The organism is Nocardia pneumoniae NBRC 100136 (genome assembly GCF_000308755.1).
Taxonomy (GTDB): Bacteria; Actinomycetota; Actinomycetes; order Mycobacteriales; family Mycobacteriaceae; genus Nocardia; species Nocardia pneumoniae.
The window spans coordinates 1-17,465 of record NZ_BAGF01000007.1 but is presented as its reverse complement, the minus strand read 5'-3'; the positions used below and the strand labels follow the sequence as shown (position 1 = coordinate 17,465).

Here is a 17,465-nt window from a genome sequence, read left to right as displayed (position 1 = left end):
CCAGCGGGTAGTGCACCCGGGTGTCAGCGCAACCGCTCCCCCCGGGCCACAGGACCAGCCCGGTGGAATGCGGATGATCTACGCGTCGGCGAGACCGACCGTATCGAGCACCCAGGCGTGTTCGAAGGCCACTTCCCGCCACTTCTCGTAGCGCCCGCTGACGCCGCCGTGGCCCGCCGTCATCTCCGTCTTGAGCAGCAGCGGCGCGTCGCCGGTCGCGGTGGCCCGCAGCTTGGCGATCCACTTCGCCGGTTCGACGTAGAGCACGCGCGTGTCGTTCAGGCTGGTGATGGCCAGGATCGCCGGGTAGGCCTTGGCCTCGACGTTCTCGTAGGGGGAGTAGGACTTCATGTACTCGTAGACGTCCTTGTCCGCCAGCGGGTTGCCCCACTCGTCCCACTCGATGACGGTCAGCGGAAGCGACGGGTCGAGGATGGAGGTGAGCGGATCCACGAACGGCACGTTGGCCAGGATGCCCGCGAACAGTTCCGGCGCCAGGTTCGCCACCGCGCCGACCAGCAGGCCGCCCGCGCTGCCCCCGTCCGCGACCATCCGGTCCGCCGCGGTGACGCCGGAATCGATCAGGTGCCGCGCGCAGGCGACGAAGTCGGTGAAGGTGTTCTTCTTGGTGAGCGTCTTGCCGTGCTCGTACCACAGCCTGCCCATTTCGCCGCCGCCGCGCACGTGCGCGACCGCGAAGACCATGCCGCGATCCAGCAGCGAAAGGCGGGCGACCGAGAACGACGGGTCGATGCTCGCCTCGTAGGAGCCGTAGCCGTACAGCAGCAGCGGTTTCGGCCCGTCGGCGGCCGCGCCCTTCTTCCGGACCAGCGAGATCGGAATCCGGGTGCCGTCCTGCGCGACCGCCCAATCGCGATGCTGTTCGTAGTCGTTCGCGTCGTAGCCGCCGAGCACCGGCTGCTCCTTGCGCAGCAGCAGCTCACCGGTGGCCGGGACGTAGTCGAACACCTGCATGGGCGTGATGAACGAGGTCAGCCCGATGCGCAGGGTGGGCTGCGCCCACTCCGGGTTGGAGCCGACGCCGACGGCGAAGAGCTCGAGGTCGAAGTCGAGTTCGCGGCGTTCGCCGTAGCCGGTTTCGGTGAGCGGCCACACCGCGATCCGGGTGAGCGCCTCGCGGCGGTAGCTGAGCACCAAGTGGTCGCCGAACGCGTCGATGTCCTCGAGCCGCACGTCGTCGCGATGACCGATCAGTTGCGTCAGGTTCGACGGATCGTCCACCGGCGCCTCGGCCAGCACGAAGTTCTCCGCCTTGACCCCGTCGACCACGTCGTTGTGCAGGATCAGGAAGCGGTCCGCGCCGCCGATCACCGCGTGCTCGGCGGAGTACTCGACGCCCTCGCGGCGGGGCAGCAGGACGCGGAACTCGCCCTCGGGGTTGTCCGACTCCAGCACCCACCCCTCGCTGGTGATCTTCGAGCTGACCCAGATCATCAGGTACTTCTCCGACCGGGTCGCGCCGATGCTCACCCAATAGCGCTCGTCGGGCTCGTGGAACACCTTGACGTCGGGCTCGGTGCTGCCGAGCCGGTGCCGCCACACCGTGTCGGGCCGCCATGACTCGTCGACGGTTTGATAGAAGACGTGGCTGCCGTCCAGCGACCATGTCGCGCCGGGCGCGGTGCCCGTGATCTCGTCGCCGAGCAGTTCACCAGTGCGCAGGTCCTTGAACCGCAGCACGTAGCGCTCGTCGCCGACGTTGTCCACCGAGTAGGCCAGCAGCGTGCCGTCATGGCTGATCGAGAACGCGCCCAGCGCGAAGAAGTCGTGGCCCTCGGCCAGCTCGTTGCTGTCGAGCAGCACCTCTTCGCCCGCGACCTCGGTCTCCGCGTCCAGCACCGGCGGCGTCCACGCGTCGATGCCTTCCGCGTCGGCGGCGATCGGGCACCGGCAGTGCACGCCGTACTGCTTGCCTTCGAAGCTGCGCGAGTAGTACCAGTAGTCACCCAGCCGGGTCGGCACCGACAGGTCGGTCTCCTGGGTGCGCGCCTTGATCTCGTCGAAGATCGTCTCGCGCAGCGTGTCCAGATGGGCGGTCCGCGCCTCGGTGTAGGCGTTCTCCGCCTCCAGGTAGGCGATGACGTCGGGATTGTCCTTGTCCCGCAGCCACTCGTACTCGTCGACGAACACGTCGCCGTGGTGCACCCGCTCGGTGGGGACGGTCTTGGCGATCGGCGCCGCCACGACGGGAGCGCCGCTATCGGAGTCGGAGATCGTTCCGCTGTCGAGAGCCATGGCGTCCACCCTACTGTTCGGACCCCGCGCCGCCCGCAGCTCGGATGACGCCGTCCAGCACCTCGCTGGTCCGGCGCAGGTCGCGCAGGGCCTGGTCGATCCTGGCGCGTTCCTCGGTGAGCTTTTCCACCAGGAACGGCGTCGCCTGGGCGTTGGGCGTGCCGTCCACGTCGTGGATGCACGGCAGCAGCTCACCGATGGTGTCGCTGTGCAGGCCCGCCGCGAACATCTCCTGGATGCGCCGGACCCGGTCCACCGCCGTCTCGGGATATTCCCGCTGTCCACCGGAGGTCCGCTCCGCGGCCAGCAGGCCCTTGGTCTCGTAGTACCGCAGCGACCGGACGCTCACGCCGGTCCGCTCGGCCAGTTCACCGATCCGCACGTTCACTCCTTGACCTGACATTGATGTCAGCTTTTACGGTACAGCCATGCTGCTTCTGACCGAATACCGCAACCACCTGATCGACCTGCCCAACCGCATCGTCATGTCCCCGATGACCCGGCTGCGCTCACTGCCCGATGGCTCGCCGACCAGCGACGTCGCCGACTACTACGCCCAAAGGGCGACGGCCGGGCTCATCGTCACCGAGGGCATCTGGCCGCACTCGACCGGACAGAGCGAAGCGTGGGTGCCCGGATTGCAGACGCCCGCGCATGTCGAGGCGTGGCGGCGGGTCACCGAAGCGGTGCACGCACGCGGCGGGCGGATCTTCGCGCAGTTGATGCACGGCGGGCGCAAGGGCCACCCGCTCGCGCGGATCGACGGCTCCTGGCCCGCCGGACCGTCGGCCGTGCTGGACGACGACCATGTGCACCTGATCGACGGTGGCAAGGGCGACCCCATCACCCCCGCCGCCCTGGATCACGCCGGGATCGCGGCCGTGGTCCGCCAGCATGCCGACGCCGCACGCAACGCCATGGACGCGGGCTTCGACGGTGTGGAGATCCACGGCGCCAACAGCTATCTCGTGCACCAGTTCCTCGCCGACAACACCAACCTCCGCGACGACGAATACGGCGGCTCGATCGACAACCGCATGCGGCTGCCGCTGGCCGTAGTCGACGCGGTGGCCGACGCCATCGGTTCCGCGCGCACCGCGATCCGGCTGTCGCCGGGCAACCCGCAGTTCGGCATGGTCGAGGCGGACCCGGCCCCGCTCTACCGCGCCCTCGTCGCAGAACTCGATCAGCGCGACCTCGCCTACCTGCACCTCACCGACAACGACCGCTATCCCGCGCTGCGCGACCTGCGGCCACGCTGGAGTGGCACGCTCATCGCCAATATCGGCGAGAACCGGGAGCCGACGAGCGCCGCGGGCGCGGAGGAGGTGCTGCGATCCGGACTCGCCGATCTGGTGTCGTTCGGCCGGTCGTTCATCGCCAACCCCGACCTCGTCCACCGCATCCGGTACGACCTACCACTCGCCCCCATCCGCGAGGAGACCCTCTACGGCCGAACCGCCGAGGGCTACAGCGACTACCCAGCCTGGACAGCCGCCGCCATCTCCGGCTGATCGGCGACGAGTGGCACACCAAGCAGGGCCCTTCTCGGCCGTTGCCGCAGCGGTGTGCCACTCGTGGAGTTCAGTCCCGGAGTGCGCCGCGAATGGAAGATGCGAGGTAGTCCAGGTCGGCGCGGTGTGGGGTGGTTGGGCGAGCTCGCAGGCCGAATCCGTCGCCCGGTGTGCGCGGGATGACGTGTAGGTGGACGTGGAAGACTTCTTGTCCGGCTGTCACTCCGTCGGCGAGAAAGAAATTCACGCCGTCACACGCGACTTCGCTGGCCCGCAGCGCCGCGGCCAGCCGCTGCCCCACCTGGAACAGCTTCCCCCCGATCGCCGGATCGAGTTCCGCCAGACTGCGCGCCGCCACCTTCGGCACCACCAGCAGATGGCCCGGCGTCATCGGCCGAATGTCCATGAACGCCAGCACATCATCGTCCTCGTAGACCTTGCTCGACGGCGCCCGCCCGGCAACGATATCGGCGAAAATCGTGTACGGATTCACGTTCGGCAGCCTATGCGCTCATCCGCAGGCGCGACCACCACGGAGACGCTACCGGCCCACTATCACCACCGCGAAACGAAGCAGCGAAAGTAGTGGTCCGGCTACAGGATTGGTGACGGCGTGTAGCGGGCCGCGTCCGGGTAGCGGTCGACCAGTTTCTGCACCTGGCCGATGACGTCGGCGACCTGTGCTTCGGCGGCGCCGACGAAGGCGGACTTGTCGGCCAGCGCCTCGGCGAGGGCCGCGCGGTCGAGCGGCAGGCGCTCGTCGGCGGCGAGGCGGTCCAGCAGGTCGGGTTCGCGGCCCTGCTCCCGCATCGCCAGGGCGACCGCGACGGCGTGCTCCTTGATGACCTCGTGCGCGGTCTCGCGGCCGACACCAGCGCGGACGGCGGCCATCAGGATGCGGGTGGTGGCGAGGAACGGCAGGTAGCGGTCCAGCTCGCGGGCGACGACGGCCGGGTAGGCGCCGAATTCGGCCAGGACGGTGAGGAAGGTCTCCATCATCCCGTCGATGGCGAAGAACGCGTCCGGCAGCGCGACGCGACGGACCACCGAGCAGAACACGTCGCCCTCGTTCCACTGCGCGCCCGCCAGCTCGGCCGCCATCGAGGCGTAACCGCGCAGCACCACCTGCAGGCCGTTGACCCGCTCGCAGGAGCGGGTGTTCATCTTGTGCGGCATCGCCGAACTGCCCACCTGACCAGGCTGGAAACCCTCGGTGACCAGCTCGTGCCCGGCCATCAACCGGATGGTGTGCGCGAACGAGGACGGGCCCGCGCCGACCTGCACCAGCGCGGAGAGCACATCGTGGTCCAGCGAGCGCGGATAGACCTGGCCGACGCTGGTGAGCACGGTCGCGAAGCCGAGATGCCTGGCCACCTGCTGCTCCAGCCGGGCGAGCTTGGCCGGGTCGCCGCCGAGCAGGTCCAGCATGTCCTGCGCGGTGCCCATCGGACCTTTGATGCCGCGCAGCGGGTAGCGATCGATCAGCTCGCGCAGCCTGGTGAGCGCGATCAGAAGTTCATCGGCGGCGGAAGCGAACCGCTTGCCCAGCGTGGTGGCCTGCGCGGCGACATTGTGCGAGCGGCCCGCCATCACCAGCGTCTGGTATTCGGCGGCGCGCTCGGCCAGCCGCGCGGCGACCGCCACACCATGCGCGTGCACGTGCTCGAGCGACAGCCGGATCTGCAACTGCTCGACGTTCTCGGTGAGGTCCCGGCTGGTCATGCCCTTGTGCACGTGCTCATGCCCGGCCAGTGCGTTGAATTCCTCGATGCGGGCCTTCACGTCGTGCCGGGTGACCCGCTCGCGTTCGGCGATCGACGCGAGATCGACCTCGTCGAGCACCCGCTCGTAATCCGCGATGACTCCCTCGGGCACGTCGACGCCCAGCTCCGCCTGCGCGCGCAACACCTCCAGCCACAGCCGCCGCTCGAGCACGATCTTGCGCTCCGGCGACCACAGGTGCACCAGCTCATGGCTGGCGTAGCGGGTGGCGAGGACATTGGGGACGAGGCTCACGACTCCGCCTCGCTGACGCTCGGCTCCGTCGTGCGCAGAGGCACTGTGCTGAAGGTTCGCTCGCTCACGTCCGGTCAGTCTAGTGCCCGGAAACGATCCACTTGCCCGGGCGTGGCGCCTGGTCCGGCGCGCCCGGCGCCCTCGGAGGGCAGGTAGCCCTCGGGGCTCGGCGGTCGCGGCGCGCTCGATGGGACACGCGCGGCACCCTCCGCGGCTACCCAGGCTCCCGTTTCCGGGCCGGACGCTCGCGCCGCGCCCGATGCGGCAGCCGCCTCCGCCGCTCGCGCCGGGGGCGCGACGATGTCGATCACTTCCAGCAGCGCACCACGCGCCATCCGCCGCGGTTCGGGGTCCATCTCGGTGAGCGCCGCGACCACCGCTCCGTCCACCACCGCGACCAGCCTGCGCAACTGCTCCGGGCGCACCATCCGATCGGACCGGCGCAGCACGTCGGCCAGCAGCTCGTCCAGCTGGGCGCGCAGACGTAACTGGACCTCGCGTAACTCCGGGTGCCGCGCCGAGGCGACCGAACGCTCGTAGCGGGCGATCAGCTGCCCGCGCGCGACCTCGTCGGCGCCGTCGGCCCCGACCAGCAGGTCGAGCACCAGGTCGACGGTGGCCTCCGCGCCGCGGCGACGGTGGCTCACCTCACCGATCCGCCTGCGCATCGCGTCCAGCTCGGCGTTGCCGCTGAACTCGACCGCCCGCGCGATCAGATCGTCCAGGGATTCGAAATAGTAGGTGGTCGACGCCAGCGGCAGATCAGCGCGGGTCGCGACCGAACGATGCCGCACCGCTTCGAATCCACCTTCGAGCAGCAACTCGGCGGCGGCGGCTACCAGAGCCTGGCGACGCCGTTCGCCTTTCGGGGTCGTCGCGGTGATCACCGTGCCATCGTGCCAGTCGTCATCAGTTCTTCCAGGGGAAATCAGCGAGGAAAAGCAGCCATCGTTGTTTTACCGCATCTCCGCGGTAATGGTGCCGAACTGCGGAAAGTTGTTGTACGAGAGCAAGTTCAGACAGCGAGATAGTGCCCTAGACGCAGCAGCGCCGCCTCGATGTCCGCCGTGGCTCCTGCGAACGAGAAGCGCACCGTGTGGTGCCCGTTGACGGTGTCGAAGTCGACCCCTGGCGCGAGTGCTACCCCGGTGTGGTTCAGCACGTCGGCACACCATGCCCGGGAGTCGTCGGTGAGGTGGCCGATGTCGGCGTAGGCGTAGAAGGCGCCGTCGGCCGGGGCGAGGTCGGTGATGCCCAGCTTCGGCAGGCCGTCCAGCAGCAGCCGCCGGTTCACCGCATATCGCCGGACGTGCCCGTCGAGCTCCTCCTTGGCTTCCGCGCCGAACGCGTGCATGGCCGCGTACTGCGAGATGGCGGGCGGGCAGACGGTCAGGTTCGAGGCCAGTCGTTGCAGTGCGGGCCGCAATCCGCTCGGCACCAGCATCCAGCCGAGCCGCCAGCCCGTCATGGAGAAGTACTTGGAGACCGAGCCGATCACCACCGATTCCCGCGAGGTCTCCCAGGCCGACGAGGTCGCGCTGTCGGCGCCGACGTTGTCGTAGGTGATGCCGTGGTAGATCTCGTCGGAGATCAGCAGCGTGCCGTGCTCCTCGCACCAGCGGGCCAGCGCGGCGAGTTCGGCGGGGGCGATCATGGTCCCGGTGGGGTTGGCGGGACTGGCCACGATCAGACCCGCAGGGGGTTCCGGCAGAGCGTCGAGCATCGCGACGGTGGGCTGGAATCTGGTCTGGGCGCCGCAGTCCAGCTCGAGCACGCGGCAACCGAGCGCGGCGAGCGTGTTGCGATAGGCCGGGTAGCCCGGGCGCGCGACCACAACGGTGTCGCCGGGATCGAAGGCGGCGAGGAAGATCAGCGAGAACGCGCCGGACGAGCCGGTCGTCACCACCACGTCGTCCGGGTCGACCTGGTAGCCGTAGGTCTCGCGATGGTGTTCGGCGATCGCTTCGCGCAGCGCCAGGATGCCGAAAGTCTCGGTGTAACCGAGCAATTCCGACTCGATCGCCAGTCTCGTCGCGCGCAGCACCGGCGCGGGCGCCGGTGTCGAGGGCTGCCCCGCGGCGAGAACGAGCACGTCGCCGTGTGTTCTGGCGCGTTCAGCGGCGGCTTTCCAGACATCCATCACGTAGAAAGGTGGAATGGTCGACCGGCGAGATTCTCTGGACACTCGACAGACGGTAGAGCACCAGCGGGCCCGGTCGCGGTTATGGTCTGCGTAATGCTCGAGAAAGCTCGACGAGAACGGCTCGACCGAGTACGCGGAGTGGGTGGCATCGGGGTCATTCCGCGTGACTGGCGTGCGCGCCCGCCGAAACGTCCCGCAATGCGGAGGCTCGGCAGGCGGTATCGGCGCGTCCTATGGGCGCGCCGATCCGCGTTGCGGACCCGGTGGAAACACAGACCGGATCTTCGTGACCTGTGGCGGCGCAGGCCCAGCGGCGACGATGTGCTGGCGCTGGCCCGCAAGCACAAAGTGCTGCTGGCCGGGCTCGCCGCGGCGGCGGTGTTCGCCGCGGGCGACACGTCGTTCGCCGGGACGGTCACCGAACGCACCCCGGCGCCGGATCACGCCCAGCGCGTCGCCATCGCCTATCCGCCGCAAGTGCAGAGCACACCGCCGTCGGTGCGCCGGTTGCTGAACGCGATCGCCAACGGTGAGCGGCTGCGCGAGCAGGCCGTGGTCGCCGCGGCCGCGCGCGTCACCCTGGAACGCGCCAAGGCCGAGGCAGCCGCCGCGGTCGCGGGTCAGCCTCAGCCGTGGTTGACCGGAAGCGCGCCGGTGCAGCCCGGGGCGGTGCTGCCGGGTACCGGTGGCTTCGTCCTGCCCGCGCGCGGCGTGTTCACCTCGGGATTCGGTTCCCGCTGGGGCACCTTTCACAACGGGATCGATATCGCGGCGCCGATCGGCACCCCGATCTACGCGGTCGCCGACGGCACGGTGATCGACGCGGGACCGGCCAACGGATTCGGTCTCTGGGTGCGGATCCGCCACGACGACGGCACCATCACCGTCTACGGGCACATGTACGACTTCTTCGTCTCGGTCGGCGAACGGGTGCCCGCGGGCATGCAGATCGCCCGCATGGGCAACCGAGGCGACTCGACCGGTCCGCACCTGCATTTCGAAGTGCTCGTCGGCGGGCGGCACGTGGACCCACTGCAGTGGCTGGCACTACGCGGACTGACCTACGGCTGAGCTCCCCCGCCTCGCGGCCCTCTCGTGCCGAGGCCCTTGGCCCGCAGCCCGCAAGCCATTGGCGCGGATCGACGTGGCCGCCTTCGCGGACCACTCTCGGTCTGCATGCTGGCACCGCCACAGGTGACGGTCGGCTACCGACGCGGGACCTGAACGCAAATCCGGCGGCACCCGGCTGGACGGCCTAAAGACCCGGAGAGACGGGGGAGACAGTAATGCGGTCCTCGACGGCGGCCAGGCCGATATCCGTGCGGTAGTGGCTGCCGGGAAGCTTGATGGCGGCGATGCGGTCGTAGGCGCGCGCGCGAGCCTCGACCAGGTCGGCGCCGACGCCGACCACGTTCAGCACCCGGCCGCCCGCGGAGACCAGCGCGCCGTCTTCGCGCAGCGCGGTGCCCGCGTGCAGGACCGTGGCGGTGTCGTCGAGCGCGCCCTCGCCCGCGCCGGAGATGGCGTCGCCGAGGCGCGGACGACCCGGGTAGTTCTCCGCGGCGAGTACCACGGTGATCGCGGAGCCGGCGCGCCAGCGCGGCGGCGCGACCTGCGCGAGCGTGCCGGTGGCGGTGGCGTTGAGCAGCTCGCCCAGCGGGCTGTCCAGCAGCGCGAGCACCGCTTGCGTCTCGGGATCGCCAAAGCGGCAATTGAATTCGACCACGGCGGGACCGTCCTTGCCGATCGCCAGGCCCGCGTAGAGCAGGCCGGAGAATCCGCTGCCGCGCCGGACCAGTTCGGCGGCAACGGGTTTCACCACGTCCTCGACGATCGCGGTGACGGTCTCGTCGGGCAACCAGGGCAGCGGCGTGTAGGCGCCCATGCCGCCGGTGTTCGGGCCGGTGTCCCCGTCGCCGACGCGCTTGTGGTCCTGCGCGGGCAGCAGCGGCACCACGGTCTCGCCGTCGACCAGGCAGAACAGCGATACTTCCGGTCCGTCCAGGAACGATTCCAGCAGCACCGGATGGCCCTGCTCGAGCAGTTCCGCGCCGTGCTCGCGCGCGGCGGAGCGGTCGGCGGTCACCACGACGCCCTTGCCCGCGGCCAGGCCGTCGTCCTTGACCACCCAGGTGGGTCCGAAGCGGTCGAGCGCGTCGTCGAGTTCGGCCGGGCTGTCCACGACCTCGCTGTGCGCGGTGCGCACGCCTGCCGCGGACATCACGTCCTTGGCGAACGCCTTGGACCCCTCGATCCTGGCGGCGGCGGCCGACGGACCGAAGCAGGCGATGCCAGCGGCGCGCACCGCGTCGGCGACCCCGAGCACGAGCGGAACCTCGGGACCGATCACCACGAGGTCGGCGTCCACCTCGGTGGCCAGCGCGACCACGTCTTCGGCGGAGGACGGGTTCACCGGGCGGACCTGCGCGTGCTGGGCGATCCCCACGTTGCCGGGGGCGGCGAACAGCGCGCTCACCGCGGGGTCGCGGCGCAGGGCCAGGACAAGGGCATGTTCACGGGCTCCGGAACCGATGACGAGTACACGCACGGCAACAGACTAATGGTCACGGCAGGACGCGGTCCGTCCGGCGCCCGCGCCGGGCCCAGCGAAAACCGAGGCAGCCGCAGAACAGATCCAGCCGGACGCAGTCCGCCCGCAGTCCAGTGGCAGGCAGCAGCGCGGCGGTGCCGCAGGATCCACCATCCCGAGCTTGCCACTGCCCCTGAACAATTGGGACCATGTAGGCCTGACGTCAGGTGACGACTGATCTCGCACGTACATGAGTAACTCGCCGGGTACGCCCAGAACTCTAGCGGCACCCGACGCAGGACCTGAACGCGAATCCCGCGCCACCGACCAGTACGGCCTGAAGACTCGGAGAGGCGGGACAGTGGGTCTGATCGATGGACTGATGGGGAATGCCGGGCGGATCGATCCGGGCCAGGCGCAACAGGAGTACGCCAAACTCCTCGGCAACGGTGAACAGGTCTACGCCGCGTATCTACTGGTCCGCGACGCCATGCTGTTCACCAACCGCCGCCTGATCCTGATCGACAAGCAGGGCGTCACCGGACGCAAGGTGAGTTACCACAGCGTCCCCTACCGCGCGATCACCCATTTCTCGGTGGAGACCGCGGGCACCTTCGATCTGGACGCCGAACTGGCCATCTGGATCGCGGGCACCCCAGAGCCGCTGCTGAAGCGGTTCAACCGCCAAGTCGACATCTACGAGGTACAGGGCATCCTGTCGCACTTCGTGGCGGTGTAGCGCGCCGGTGCCGCCCCGCGGCACGCGGACCGGTCTAGTCTGCGGAGCATGGCTTCTGTCTTCAGTGCGATCATCGCCGGTCAGCTTCCGGGCCGATTCGTCTGGGAGGACGACGAGTTCGTCGGCTTCCTCACCATCGCCCCGATCAACCCGGGCCACACCCTGGTCGTGCCGCGTAAGGAAATCGACCAGTGGCAGGACGTCGACGCCAACACCTTCGCCCGGCTCACCAGCGTCGCGCAGAAGATCGGCCAGGCCGTGCGCGCCACATGGGACGCGCCGCGCGCCGGTCTGCTGATCGCAGGCCTGGAGGTGCCGCACCTGCACGTGCACGTCTTCCCGGCCTTCACCCTGGGTGACTTCGACATCTCCGGCGCGGACCCGAATCCGAGCCCCGAATCCCTGGACGAGGCCCAAGCCAAGATCAAGCAGGCGCTGCGCGACCTGGGATACGGCGCCAACATCCCTGACTGAGCCTCCCCGCCTCTTCAGGTCGTACTAGCCAGCGGTCACCCGTGGGACATGGACGCGAGGGACGGCGGGTCCGCTGGCAGTACCAGTTCAATTCCAACCTGGAGACCAGCCGGCGCGTGGGCGGGCGGCGGTCAGGTCGACCTATTGGGTGTGAAAGGCCTGGTGGCGCCCGGCGTGACGGGGCCGGTGACCCTCGCGGACCACCTGATCAGGCGGCGACCCGGGCGACGAAAACCCGTTCCAGCAGGGCGTACAGGGACTCCCGGTCCTGGTCGCTGAGCCTGTCCAGGCCATCCCGCGTGACGCGCATCTTCGCGCGGATCGCGTCGGTGACACGCTCGCCCTCAGCCGTGAGGACGAGATTCTTGACGCGCCGGTCGGAGGCGCTGGCCTCCCGGCGCACGAGGCCGCGCTTCTCCAGCCGGTCGACGATCCCGGTCACGTTGGAGGCGTCGCAGGCCAAGTTCTCGGCCAGGGCCCGCATCGCCGCGGGTCCCCGGCGCAGCACGGTCAGCGCCTTGCCCTGGCTCGCTGTGAGGTTCTCACTCGCCGCCGCGACTGTGAAGTCGCCGTAGTAGACGCCGAGCGACACGGAGAGCAGCTCCATGAGCTGAGCCGTGTCGACGCGGGGAGCTTCTGTCATGACAGCCACTCTATTCACTGAAACTTGACTATCTCAAATATCTACCTCTACGGTATTCCCGTTTGCTTGAAGTTCTCAAGCATCGAACTTGTCAAGTAGCTGCGAGGAGTGTCCCCTTGACCGTCACCGCGTCCCCCGCCTCCCGCGCGGCCGAGCTCCTGTCCCGGCCCGTCGCGCTGAACGGCCTGACCGTCCCGAACCGCATCGTGATGGCGCCGATGACGCGCATGTTCTCCCCTGGCGGCGTTCCCGGTGACGACGTGCGGTCGTACTACGCCCGCCGCGCCGCCGCCGGCGTGGGCCTGATCGTCACCGAGGGGACGTACGTCGGCCACGAGTCGGCCGGGCAGAGTGATCGTGTGCCGCGGTTCCACGGTGCGGAGCAGTTGGCGGGGTGGGCGAAGGTCGCCGAGGCCGTGCACGCGGCGGGCGGCACGATCGTGCCGCAGTTGTGGCACATCGGCATGGTGCGCAACCAGGGCGACGCGCCCTACGCCGACGCACCCGCCGTCGGCCCCTCCGGTATCCGCGTCGACGGCACCGAGGGCACCGGCAAGGCGATGACCCAGCGTGACCTGGACGACGTCATCGGCGCCTTCGCCGAGGCCGCCGCGGCCGCCGAGCGCATCGGCTTCGACGGCGTCGAACTGCACGGCGCCCACGGCTATCTCCTCGACCAGTTCCTGTGGGCGCGGACGAACCGCCGTACCGATGCCTACGGCGGCGACGCAGTGGCCCGTACGAAGTTCGCGGCCGAGATCGTGGCCGCGGTCCGCGCGGCCGTCTCGCCCGGCTTCCCGGTGATCTTCCGCTACTCGCAGTGGAAGCAGGAGGCCTACGACGCGCGGCTCGCCGAGACCCCGCAGGAGCTGGAGGCGATCCTGGCCCCGCTCGCCGTGGCGGGTGTCGACGCCTTCCACGCCTCCACCCGCCGCTACTGGCTCCCTGAGTTCGATGACTCGGACCTGAACCTGGCCGGCTGGACCAAGAAGCTCACCGGCAGGCCCACCATCACCGTCGGTTCGGTCGGCCTGGACGGCGACTTCATCCGTGCGTTCACGGGCGAGGGCGCCGAGCTCGGCAGCCTCGACAACCTCCTCGATCGCCTGGAGCGCGACGAGTTCGACCTGGTCGCCGTCGGCCGCGCCCTGCTGCAGGACCCGGAGTGGGCGTCCAAGGTCCTGGGCGGGCGGATCGATGAGCTGAAGCCGTACGACGCGGCGGCGCTGAAGACGCTGAGCTAGGGCTCGTCCGCCTCTCCGCGGCTTCAGGCCGTACTGGTCGACTCCGTCGACTCCGTCAGCTCGCCACGTCGTGCAGCGGAGTATCCACTCCGCCGACCGCGACCGTGGCCAGGGTCTGGCTCGGGGTCCAGTAGATCCGGCCGTGCTCGAAGTCCTGGTATGTTCCGGTGTCCCAGCGGATTTCGTCGGTCTTCGGCCAGCCGAGCGGGCCCTTCTCGTAACCGGAGCGGTTCCAGCGGTCACGGATCGCGCCGTGCACCCAGAAGGCGAGCTCGCTGGATTGCTGACGGTAGAGCGCGCCGCCCTGAAACCCTTGCGCCTCGCCCAACGGCTGGCCATCCGGCCCCGGCAAGACGGTGCGGTCGGTGACCGGATAGCCGAGCGGACCCGCCTCCCAGCGCAATTCCTCGAACTTCCGCCACAGTGTTTCCGGGATGGGGTGGGCGCCGGTGTCGGGGTGCCAGTAGATATAGCCGTGCTCGAATTGGGCGAAGCGGCCGACGCCGTCCGGCGTCGCGATTTCGCCCACGGTGATCCGTTTGCCCAGCCACGGGTTCGCGGCCGCGCTGTCGTTGATCGCGTTCGGCTCCGACCCGCCACCCGGTTCGCCGCTGGCGAAGCCGCGCACATCGTCGGCGAAGACGTCCCACGGGAAGTTCGGCCCGACATCGGTGTGCGTGCCGAAGCCAAGGACCTCGGTCACGTATTTGTGGTCGGTGATCCCCTCGCCCCGTTCATAGGGCGGCGCGATGACCTGCGTGCTGAAGCCGTATTTCCTGGCGTCCTGCACCGCCAGCCACGCCGCGATCCGGATGTCGTCGCGGATGCTCAGCCAAGCATCCCGGCTCCAGGCGGCGCGGCTGCCCGCGAAGCACAGATTGATCGTGTACGGGTTCGCGTCCAGCACAGACCAGCTCGCCAGGTCGGTGTCGACGACGTCGACGACGATGCGATCGCGGACCGTGTAGTGGTAGCTCACGCCGTTGTTCGGATTGTTGAGGTAGTTCGCCAGACTCTCCGCGGTTCCGTTGCCCTCCTGCGTGTGTAGCAGGAAGTTGGTGACGCGCGCCCCGTGCCGACTGGACGCGGAGTTGCCCATACGGTCGATTTCGGTGTACTCCGGCTTGTTCATGTTTCCCCCTTCATCAGGATTCGCCGCTTTCGACCACTGCCCGTAGTCGTCGGCGAGAACTTTGTCGACATCCACCACGACGCCCCCGACCCGGTCGCTGTCGATGCGGATCTGATGGATGTGCGCGGCCGGATGATCCCCGTTGATCGAAGGATCACCGGACCAGTTGTGTTGCCAGAACCAGGTGGCGACACCGTCCTCCAGCGCCCAGTCGATGCACCGGGCGTTGCCGTACATGCCGGTCCACTCCAGGCCGACCACCGATGCCCAGCCGCGCAAGAACGGTGCGATCAGCGAATTCCACTCGTCCAGCGAGGGGTTCGCGTCAACCGGGGCATACAGCGGCCGGAGGCCCGGTCCGCCCGCCGCGAGATGGTAGTTCAGCGCGATTCGCGCATGGTGCACGCCCGCGTCATATCCCCCTTTCCAATCCGACGTGTCACCTTTGCCGTACTGATAATTGGTCACTATCTCGAGGCCGATGGCACGTAATCGGTCGCAGTATTCCCGCCGCAGCGGCTTCGCTCCGAAATTCGTGCCGGGCCGGGAATCGCTGAAGTAGCCGATGACACCGGCATATCCAGCATCCTTGATCGCCTGCGGTTCGATCAACGCGGCGGAAAAGTCGATCAGTTCAGTCATCGCGCACCCCCCGTACGAGTCCGCGTGCTGATTTGCAGTAACGCGTGATGTTCGTACATCTCAACAACTTTCGACAGATGGTGAACCCCGACATAGTGAGATTCGGCGCGATGCTAGCAGGAGATGCACTCATGCACAGGTTGTGCCCCATCCGGTGTTTGCCCGTGACCTGTCCGAACCCGCAGCGAGACCTGGTCGCCTGCATAGATTCCCATTGCCGAGAACGTGCTCGCGGTTGGCACGGAAGGCTGCTCGCGGTTCGCGAGTGTTTCATACTGGTCGCTCGCTACGCTTGATACGCCTCAACCGGATTCGAATGGTCCTGCCGGATATCTCGATCCGTAGCCATCGGCGGCCGAAGTGCGGCCACAGAACGAAAGTCATCAATACCCGCGTGACGTGTCAGGCACCATGCGCCCTGCGCCGATCAACGCTTGCCGTGCCGCAGCCTTGCGCGGGCACTCGTCGGCGCGACATCCCCGATGCCGCTGCATCGTCCAGTGCGCTTCGGACACACTCAGCGGGCGGTCAGGCGCTTCATGCGGCCACCCCATCGGCCAGAGCCGAGCGTCATCGGACTCGGCCGCCTGCTCAACCCGGATACGTGCGCGGCGGCGTTCAGCTCGCCACTCGGCCTGTACGCGATCGATGATCGCCTGCGGCGATGTTTCATCCGGCTCGGCTTCCCGCCACCAATTGAATCCCACCACTCCACCCCTGTCCTGTTCGAATGCGTTGGTAGCGGCACCCGGCGCGGGGGGAATCGTCAGAAGGTGGCGAACTTCCGCGCGCCGGGGCCTACCTCTAGAGCGTTCCGCGCGTACGACGCTGGCAGCAGTGGCACCACTGGTGGCATGACCGGCATGACGCCGCGCGGCGACGGCGGCCATAACGTGCTAGTGGCATGGGGAGTGGCATTCGGCCGTACGGCGGGCGTTTCCGGCCGCGCGGATGGCAGGCTGGTGGTATGTCGGGGGCCACAGGCGATCTGATCAGGCAGTTGCGCACCGCCAAAGGCTGGAGCCAGGGCAGGTTGGCGGCTGAGCTGTCCAAGGTGTCGGGTTACAACATGACACGCGAATACATCTCGCGGCACTGGGAGTCGGGCAGAACCGAGCCGTCGCCGTTCTGGCTGCGCCATCTGGCGACCGTGCTGGATTGCCCCCTGAGTCTGTTGGAGGCCGACGTGCAGCGACGCGAATTCCTATCGCATCTCGCAGCCACATCTATCGCGCCCGTCGTGGCGTCAGATCTTCTGTCACAAGGATTTTCGGCACGGTTGCACTCGACCGGGCCGGGAATCGAGGAATGGGAACAGAAGCTCTTTCAGTACGGCACCGACTATATGAGCCACGGCGCGGCCCAGATCCAGCAGCGCCTTGCCGCCGATCTGGTCGTGCTGCAACAGCAACTCGACTCCCCACGCATGTGGGCCGTCGCCGCCCGGCTGATGACCCTGTTCGCGAAGACCTATCCCGGCTCCGACGGCAACAAGGCGATCTCCTGGTATCGCATGGCCGCGGAAGCGGCGGACCGCTCCGGTGACACCGACATCCGGACGTGGGTTCGCGGCCGGGCCGCTATCGCCCTCGGTTACGAAGGCGCCGCTTTGCCGGTCGCGCACGAATTCGCCGACCAAGCCCTGGAAATCTTCGAGCGACCCGGTCTCGGGCGCCTCAATGCGGTATGGGGCAAAGCGCACGCCGCCGCACTCCAAGGCGACACCCACACCGCCCGTCGGTTGATCGCCAACGGCCGCCGCGCGTTCGACCGTTCCGGCTCCGAGGAGCAGACCTCCGACTACGCGGTGCCGTGGTGGCGGGTGAACGTCTTCCTGTCCCTGCTGGCCGCCCGACTCGGCGACGAACGACTGGCGGTGCAGGCCCAGGAGGCGGCGCGGGCCGAACTGCCCGACTCGCTGCCCCGGTTCGCGACCCACTTGGACATGCACCGAGGTTTGATGCTGGTTCGGGCCGGTGACCGCGCCCAGGGAGTGAAACTGGCACGGGCGGCACTCGACGCGCTACCCCCGGAGAAGCACTCGCTCACACTGCGCATGTTGATGGCGGAGATAGACCCCACCGCCCGGACAGCAGGCGAGAACCACTGAGCTCAGCCGCGCCAGCGGCTGG

14 protein-coding genes and 1 pseudogene are annotated in these 17,465 nt (G+C 68.5%); 6 read left to right on the top strand and 9 right to left on the bottom strand.

All coding sequences use genetic code 11. From position 1 onward, the window contains the following. Positions 1 to 78 precede the first annotated feature (78 nt). Positions 79 to 2,256 (bottom strand): S9 family peptidase, encoded by a 2,178-nt coding sequence (locus tag ON34_RS02525; RefSeq protein ID WP_051022091.1) that lies wholly within the window; start codon positions 2,254 to 2,256, stop codon positions 79 to 81. A gap of 10 nt (positions 2,257 to 2,266) precedes the next feature. Next, positions 2,267 to 2,638 (bottom strand): MerR family transcriptional regulator, encoded by a 372-nt coding sequence (locus tag ON34_RS02520; RefSeq protein ID WP_040773791.1) that lies wholly within the window; start codon positions 2,636 to 2,638, stop codon positions 2,267 to 2,269. 46 nt (positions 2,639 to 2,684) lie between these two features. On the opposite strand from ON34_RS02520, the gene ON34_RS02515 reads away from it, so the two are divergent. Beyond that, positions 2,685 to 3,770, top strand: a complete 1,086-nt coding sequence (locus ON34_RS02515; RefSeq protein WP_040773658.1) for an alkene reductase — start codon at positions 2,685 to 2,687, stop codon at positions 3,768 to 3,770. A 70-nt stretch (positions 3,771 to 3,840) separates the two neighbouring features. On the opposite strand, the gene ON34_RS02510 is transcribed toward ON34_RS02515, so the two are convergent. The 4 genes and pseudogenes from ON34_RS02510 to ON34_RS02495 all read right to left on the bottom strand — a co-directional run bounded on the left by ON34_RS02510 (position 3,841) and on the right by ON34_RS02495 (position 7,971). Then, positions 3,841 to 4,263, bottom strand: coding sequence for an HIT family protein (locus tag ON34_RS02510; protein WP_040773656.1), 423 nt, complete (start codon positions 4,261 to 4,263; stop codon positions 3,841 to 3,843). 101 nt (positions 4,264 to 4,364) lie between these two features. Then, positions 4,365 to 5,786, bottom strand: a complete 1,422-nt coding sequence (purB, locus tag ON34_RS02505; protein WP_040773654.1) for an adenylosuccinate lyase — start codon at positions 5,784 to 5,786, stop codon at positions 4,365 to 4,367. Between the two features lie 290 nt (positions 5,787 to 6,076). Beyond that, a pseudogene (locus tag ON34_RS02500) lies at positions 6,077 to 6,673 on the bottom strand (TetR family transcriptional regulator); the annotation flags it as partial. Between the two features lie 128 nt (positions 6,674 to 6,801). Next, positions 6,802 to 7,971, bottom strand: a complete 1,170-nt coding sequence (locus tag ON34_RS02495) for a pyridoxal phosphate-dependent aminotransferase (RefSeq protein ID WP_218003846.1) — start codon at positions 7,969 to 7,971, stop codon at positions 6,802 to 6,804. Positions 7,972 to 8,022: 51 nt separating this feature from the next. Between ON34_RS02495 and ON34_RS02490 the strand changes: the two genes are divergently transcribed. Continuing rightward, positions 8,023 to 9,000, top strand: coding sequence for a M23 family metallopeptidase (locus ON34_RS02490; RefSeq protein ID WP_040773648.1), 978 nt, complete (start codon positions 8,023 to 8,025; stop codon positions 8,998 to 9,000). Positions 9,001 to 9,184: 184 nt separating this feature from the next. Here ON34_RS02490 and purD read toward each other — a convergent pair whose 3' ends face one another. Further along, a complete protein-coding gene (gene purD / locus ON34_RS02485; RefSeq protein WP_040773646.1) occupies positions 9,185 to 10,477 on the bottom strand; it encodes a phosphoribosylamine--glycine ligase in 1,293 nt (430 codons plus the stop codon). A 343-nt stretch (positions 10,478 to 10,820) separates the two neighbouring features. Between purD and ON34_RS02480 the strand changes: the two genes are divergently transcribed. Beyond that, the gene (locus ON34_RS02480; RefSeq protein WP_040773644.1) at positions 10,821 to 11,198 is read left to right on the top strand and encodes a PH domain-containing protein; all 378 of its coding nucleotides are present in this window, start codon (positions 10,821 to 10,823) and stop codon (positions 11,196 to 11,198) included. Between the two features lie 48 nt (positions 11,199 to 11,246). Beyond that, positions 11,247 to 11,672: an HIT family protein gene (locus ON34_RS02475; RefSeq protein ID WP_040773642.1), complete on the top strand. Its 426-nt coding sequence runs from the start codon at positions 11,247 to 11,249 to the stop codon at positions 11,670 to 11,672. A 208-nt stretch (positions 11,673 to 11,880) separates the two neighbouring features. Here ON34_RS02475 and ON34_RS02470 read toward each other — a convergent pair whose 3' ends face one another. Continuing rightward, positions 11,881 to 12,315 carry a MarR family winged helix-turn-helix transcriptional regulator gene (locus tag ON34_RS02470; RefSeq protein WP_040773639.1) on the bottom strand — a complete coding sequence of 145 codons (435 nt, stop codon included), beginning with the start codon at positions 12,313 to 12,315 and terminating at the stop codon, positions 11,881 to 11,883. A gap of 116 nt (positions 12,316 to 12,431) precedes the next feature. Here ON34_RS02470 and ON34_RS02465 point away from each other — a divergent pair, with 116 nt between their 5' ends. After that, positions 12,432 to 13,559, top strand: a complete 1,128-nt coding sequence (locus ON34_RS02465) for an NADH:flavin oxidoreductase (protein ID WP_040773637.1) — start codon at positions 12,432 to 12,434, stop codon at positions 13,557 to 13,559. Positions 13,560 to 13,614: 55 nt separating this feature from the next. On the opposite strand, the gene ON34_RS34315 is transcribed toward ON34_RS02465, so the two are convergent. Beyond that, the gene (locus ON34_RS34315; RefSeq protein ID WP_083889098.1) at positions 13,615 to 15,333 is read right to left on the bottom strand and encodes a glycoside hydrolase domain-containing protein; all 1,719 of its coding nucleotides are present in this window, start codon (positions 15,331 to 15,333) and stop codon (positions 13,615 to 13,617) included. 967 nt (positions 15,334 to 16,300) lie between these two features. Between ON34_RS34315 and ON34_RS02450 the strand changes: the two genes are divergently transcribed. Next, positions 16,301 to 17,443: a helix-turn-helix domain-containing protein gene (locus tag ON34_RS02450; RefSeq protein WP_040773635.1), complete on the top strand. Its 1,143-nt coding sequence runs from the start codon at positions 16,301 to 16,303 to the stop codon at positions 17,441 to 17,443. Positions 17,444 to 17,465: the final 22 nt, after the last annotated feature.

What these genes read in the sequence shown, in the direction of transcription:
- ON34_RS02525 (WP_051022091.1), bottom strand. Translation starts at nt 2,256, where the DNA reads ATGGCTCTCGACAGCGGAACGATCTCCGACTCCGATAGCGGCGCTCCC.
- ON34_RS02515 (WP_040773658.1), top strand. Translation starts at nt 2,685, where the DNA reads ATGCTGCTTCTGACCGAATACCGCAACCACCTGATCGACCTGCCCAAC.
- ON34_RS02490 (WP_040773648.1), top strand. Translation starts at nt 8,023, where the DNA reads ATGCTCGAGAAAGCTCGACGAGAACGGCTCGACCGAGTACGCGGAGTG.
- ON34_RS02475 (WP_040773642.1), top strand. Translation starts at nt 11,247, where the DNA reads ATGGCTTCTGTCTTCAGTGCGATCATCGCCGGTCAGCTTCCGGGCCGA.
- ON34_RS02470 (WP_040773639.1), bottom strand. Translation starts at nt 12,315, where the DNA reads ATGACAGAAGCTCCCCGCGTCGACACGGCTCAGCTCATGGAGCTGCTC.
- ON34_RS34315 (WP_083889098.1), bottom strand. Translation starts at nt 15,333, where the DNA reads ATGACTGAACTGATCGACTTTTCCGCCGCGTTGATCGAACCGCAGGCG.
- ON34_RS02450 (WP_040773635.1), top strand. Translation starts at nt 16,301, where the DNA reads ATGTCGGGGGCCACAGGCGATCTGATCAGGCAGTTGCGCACCGCCAAA.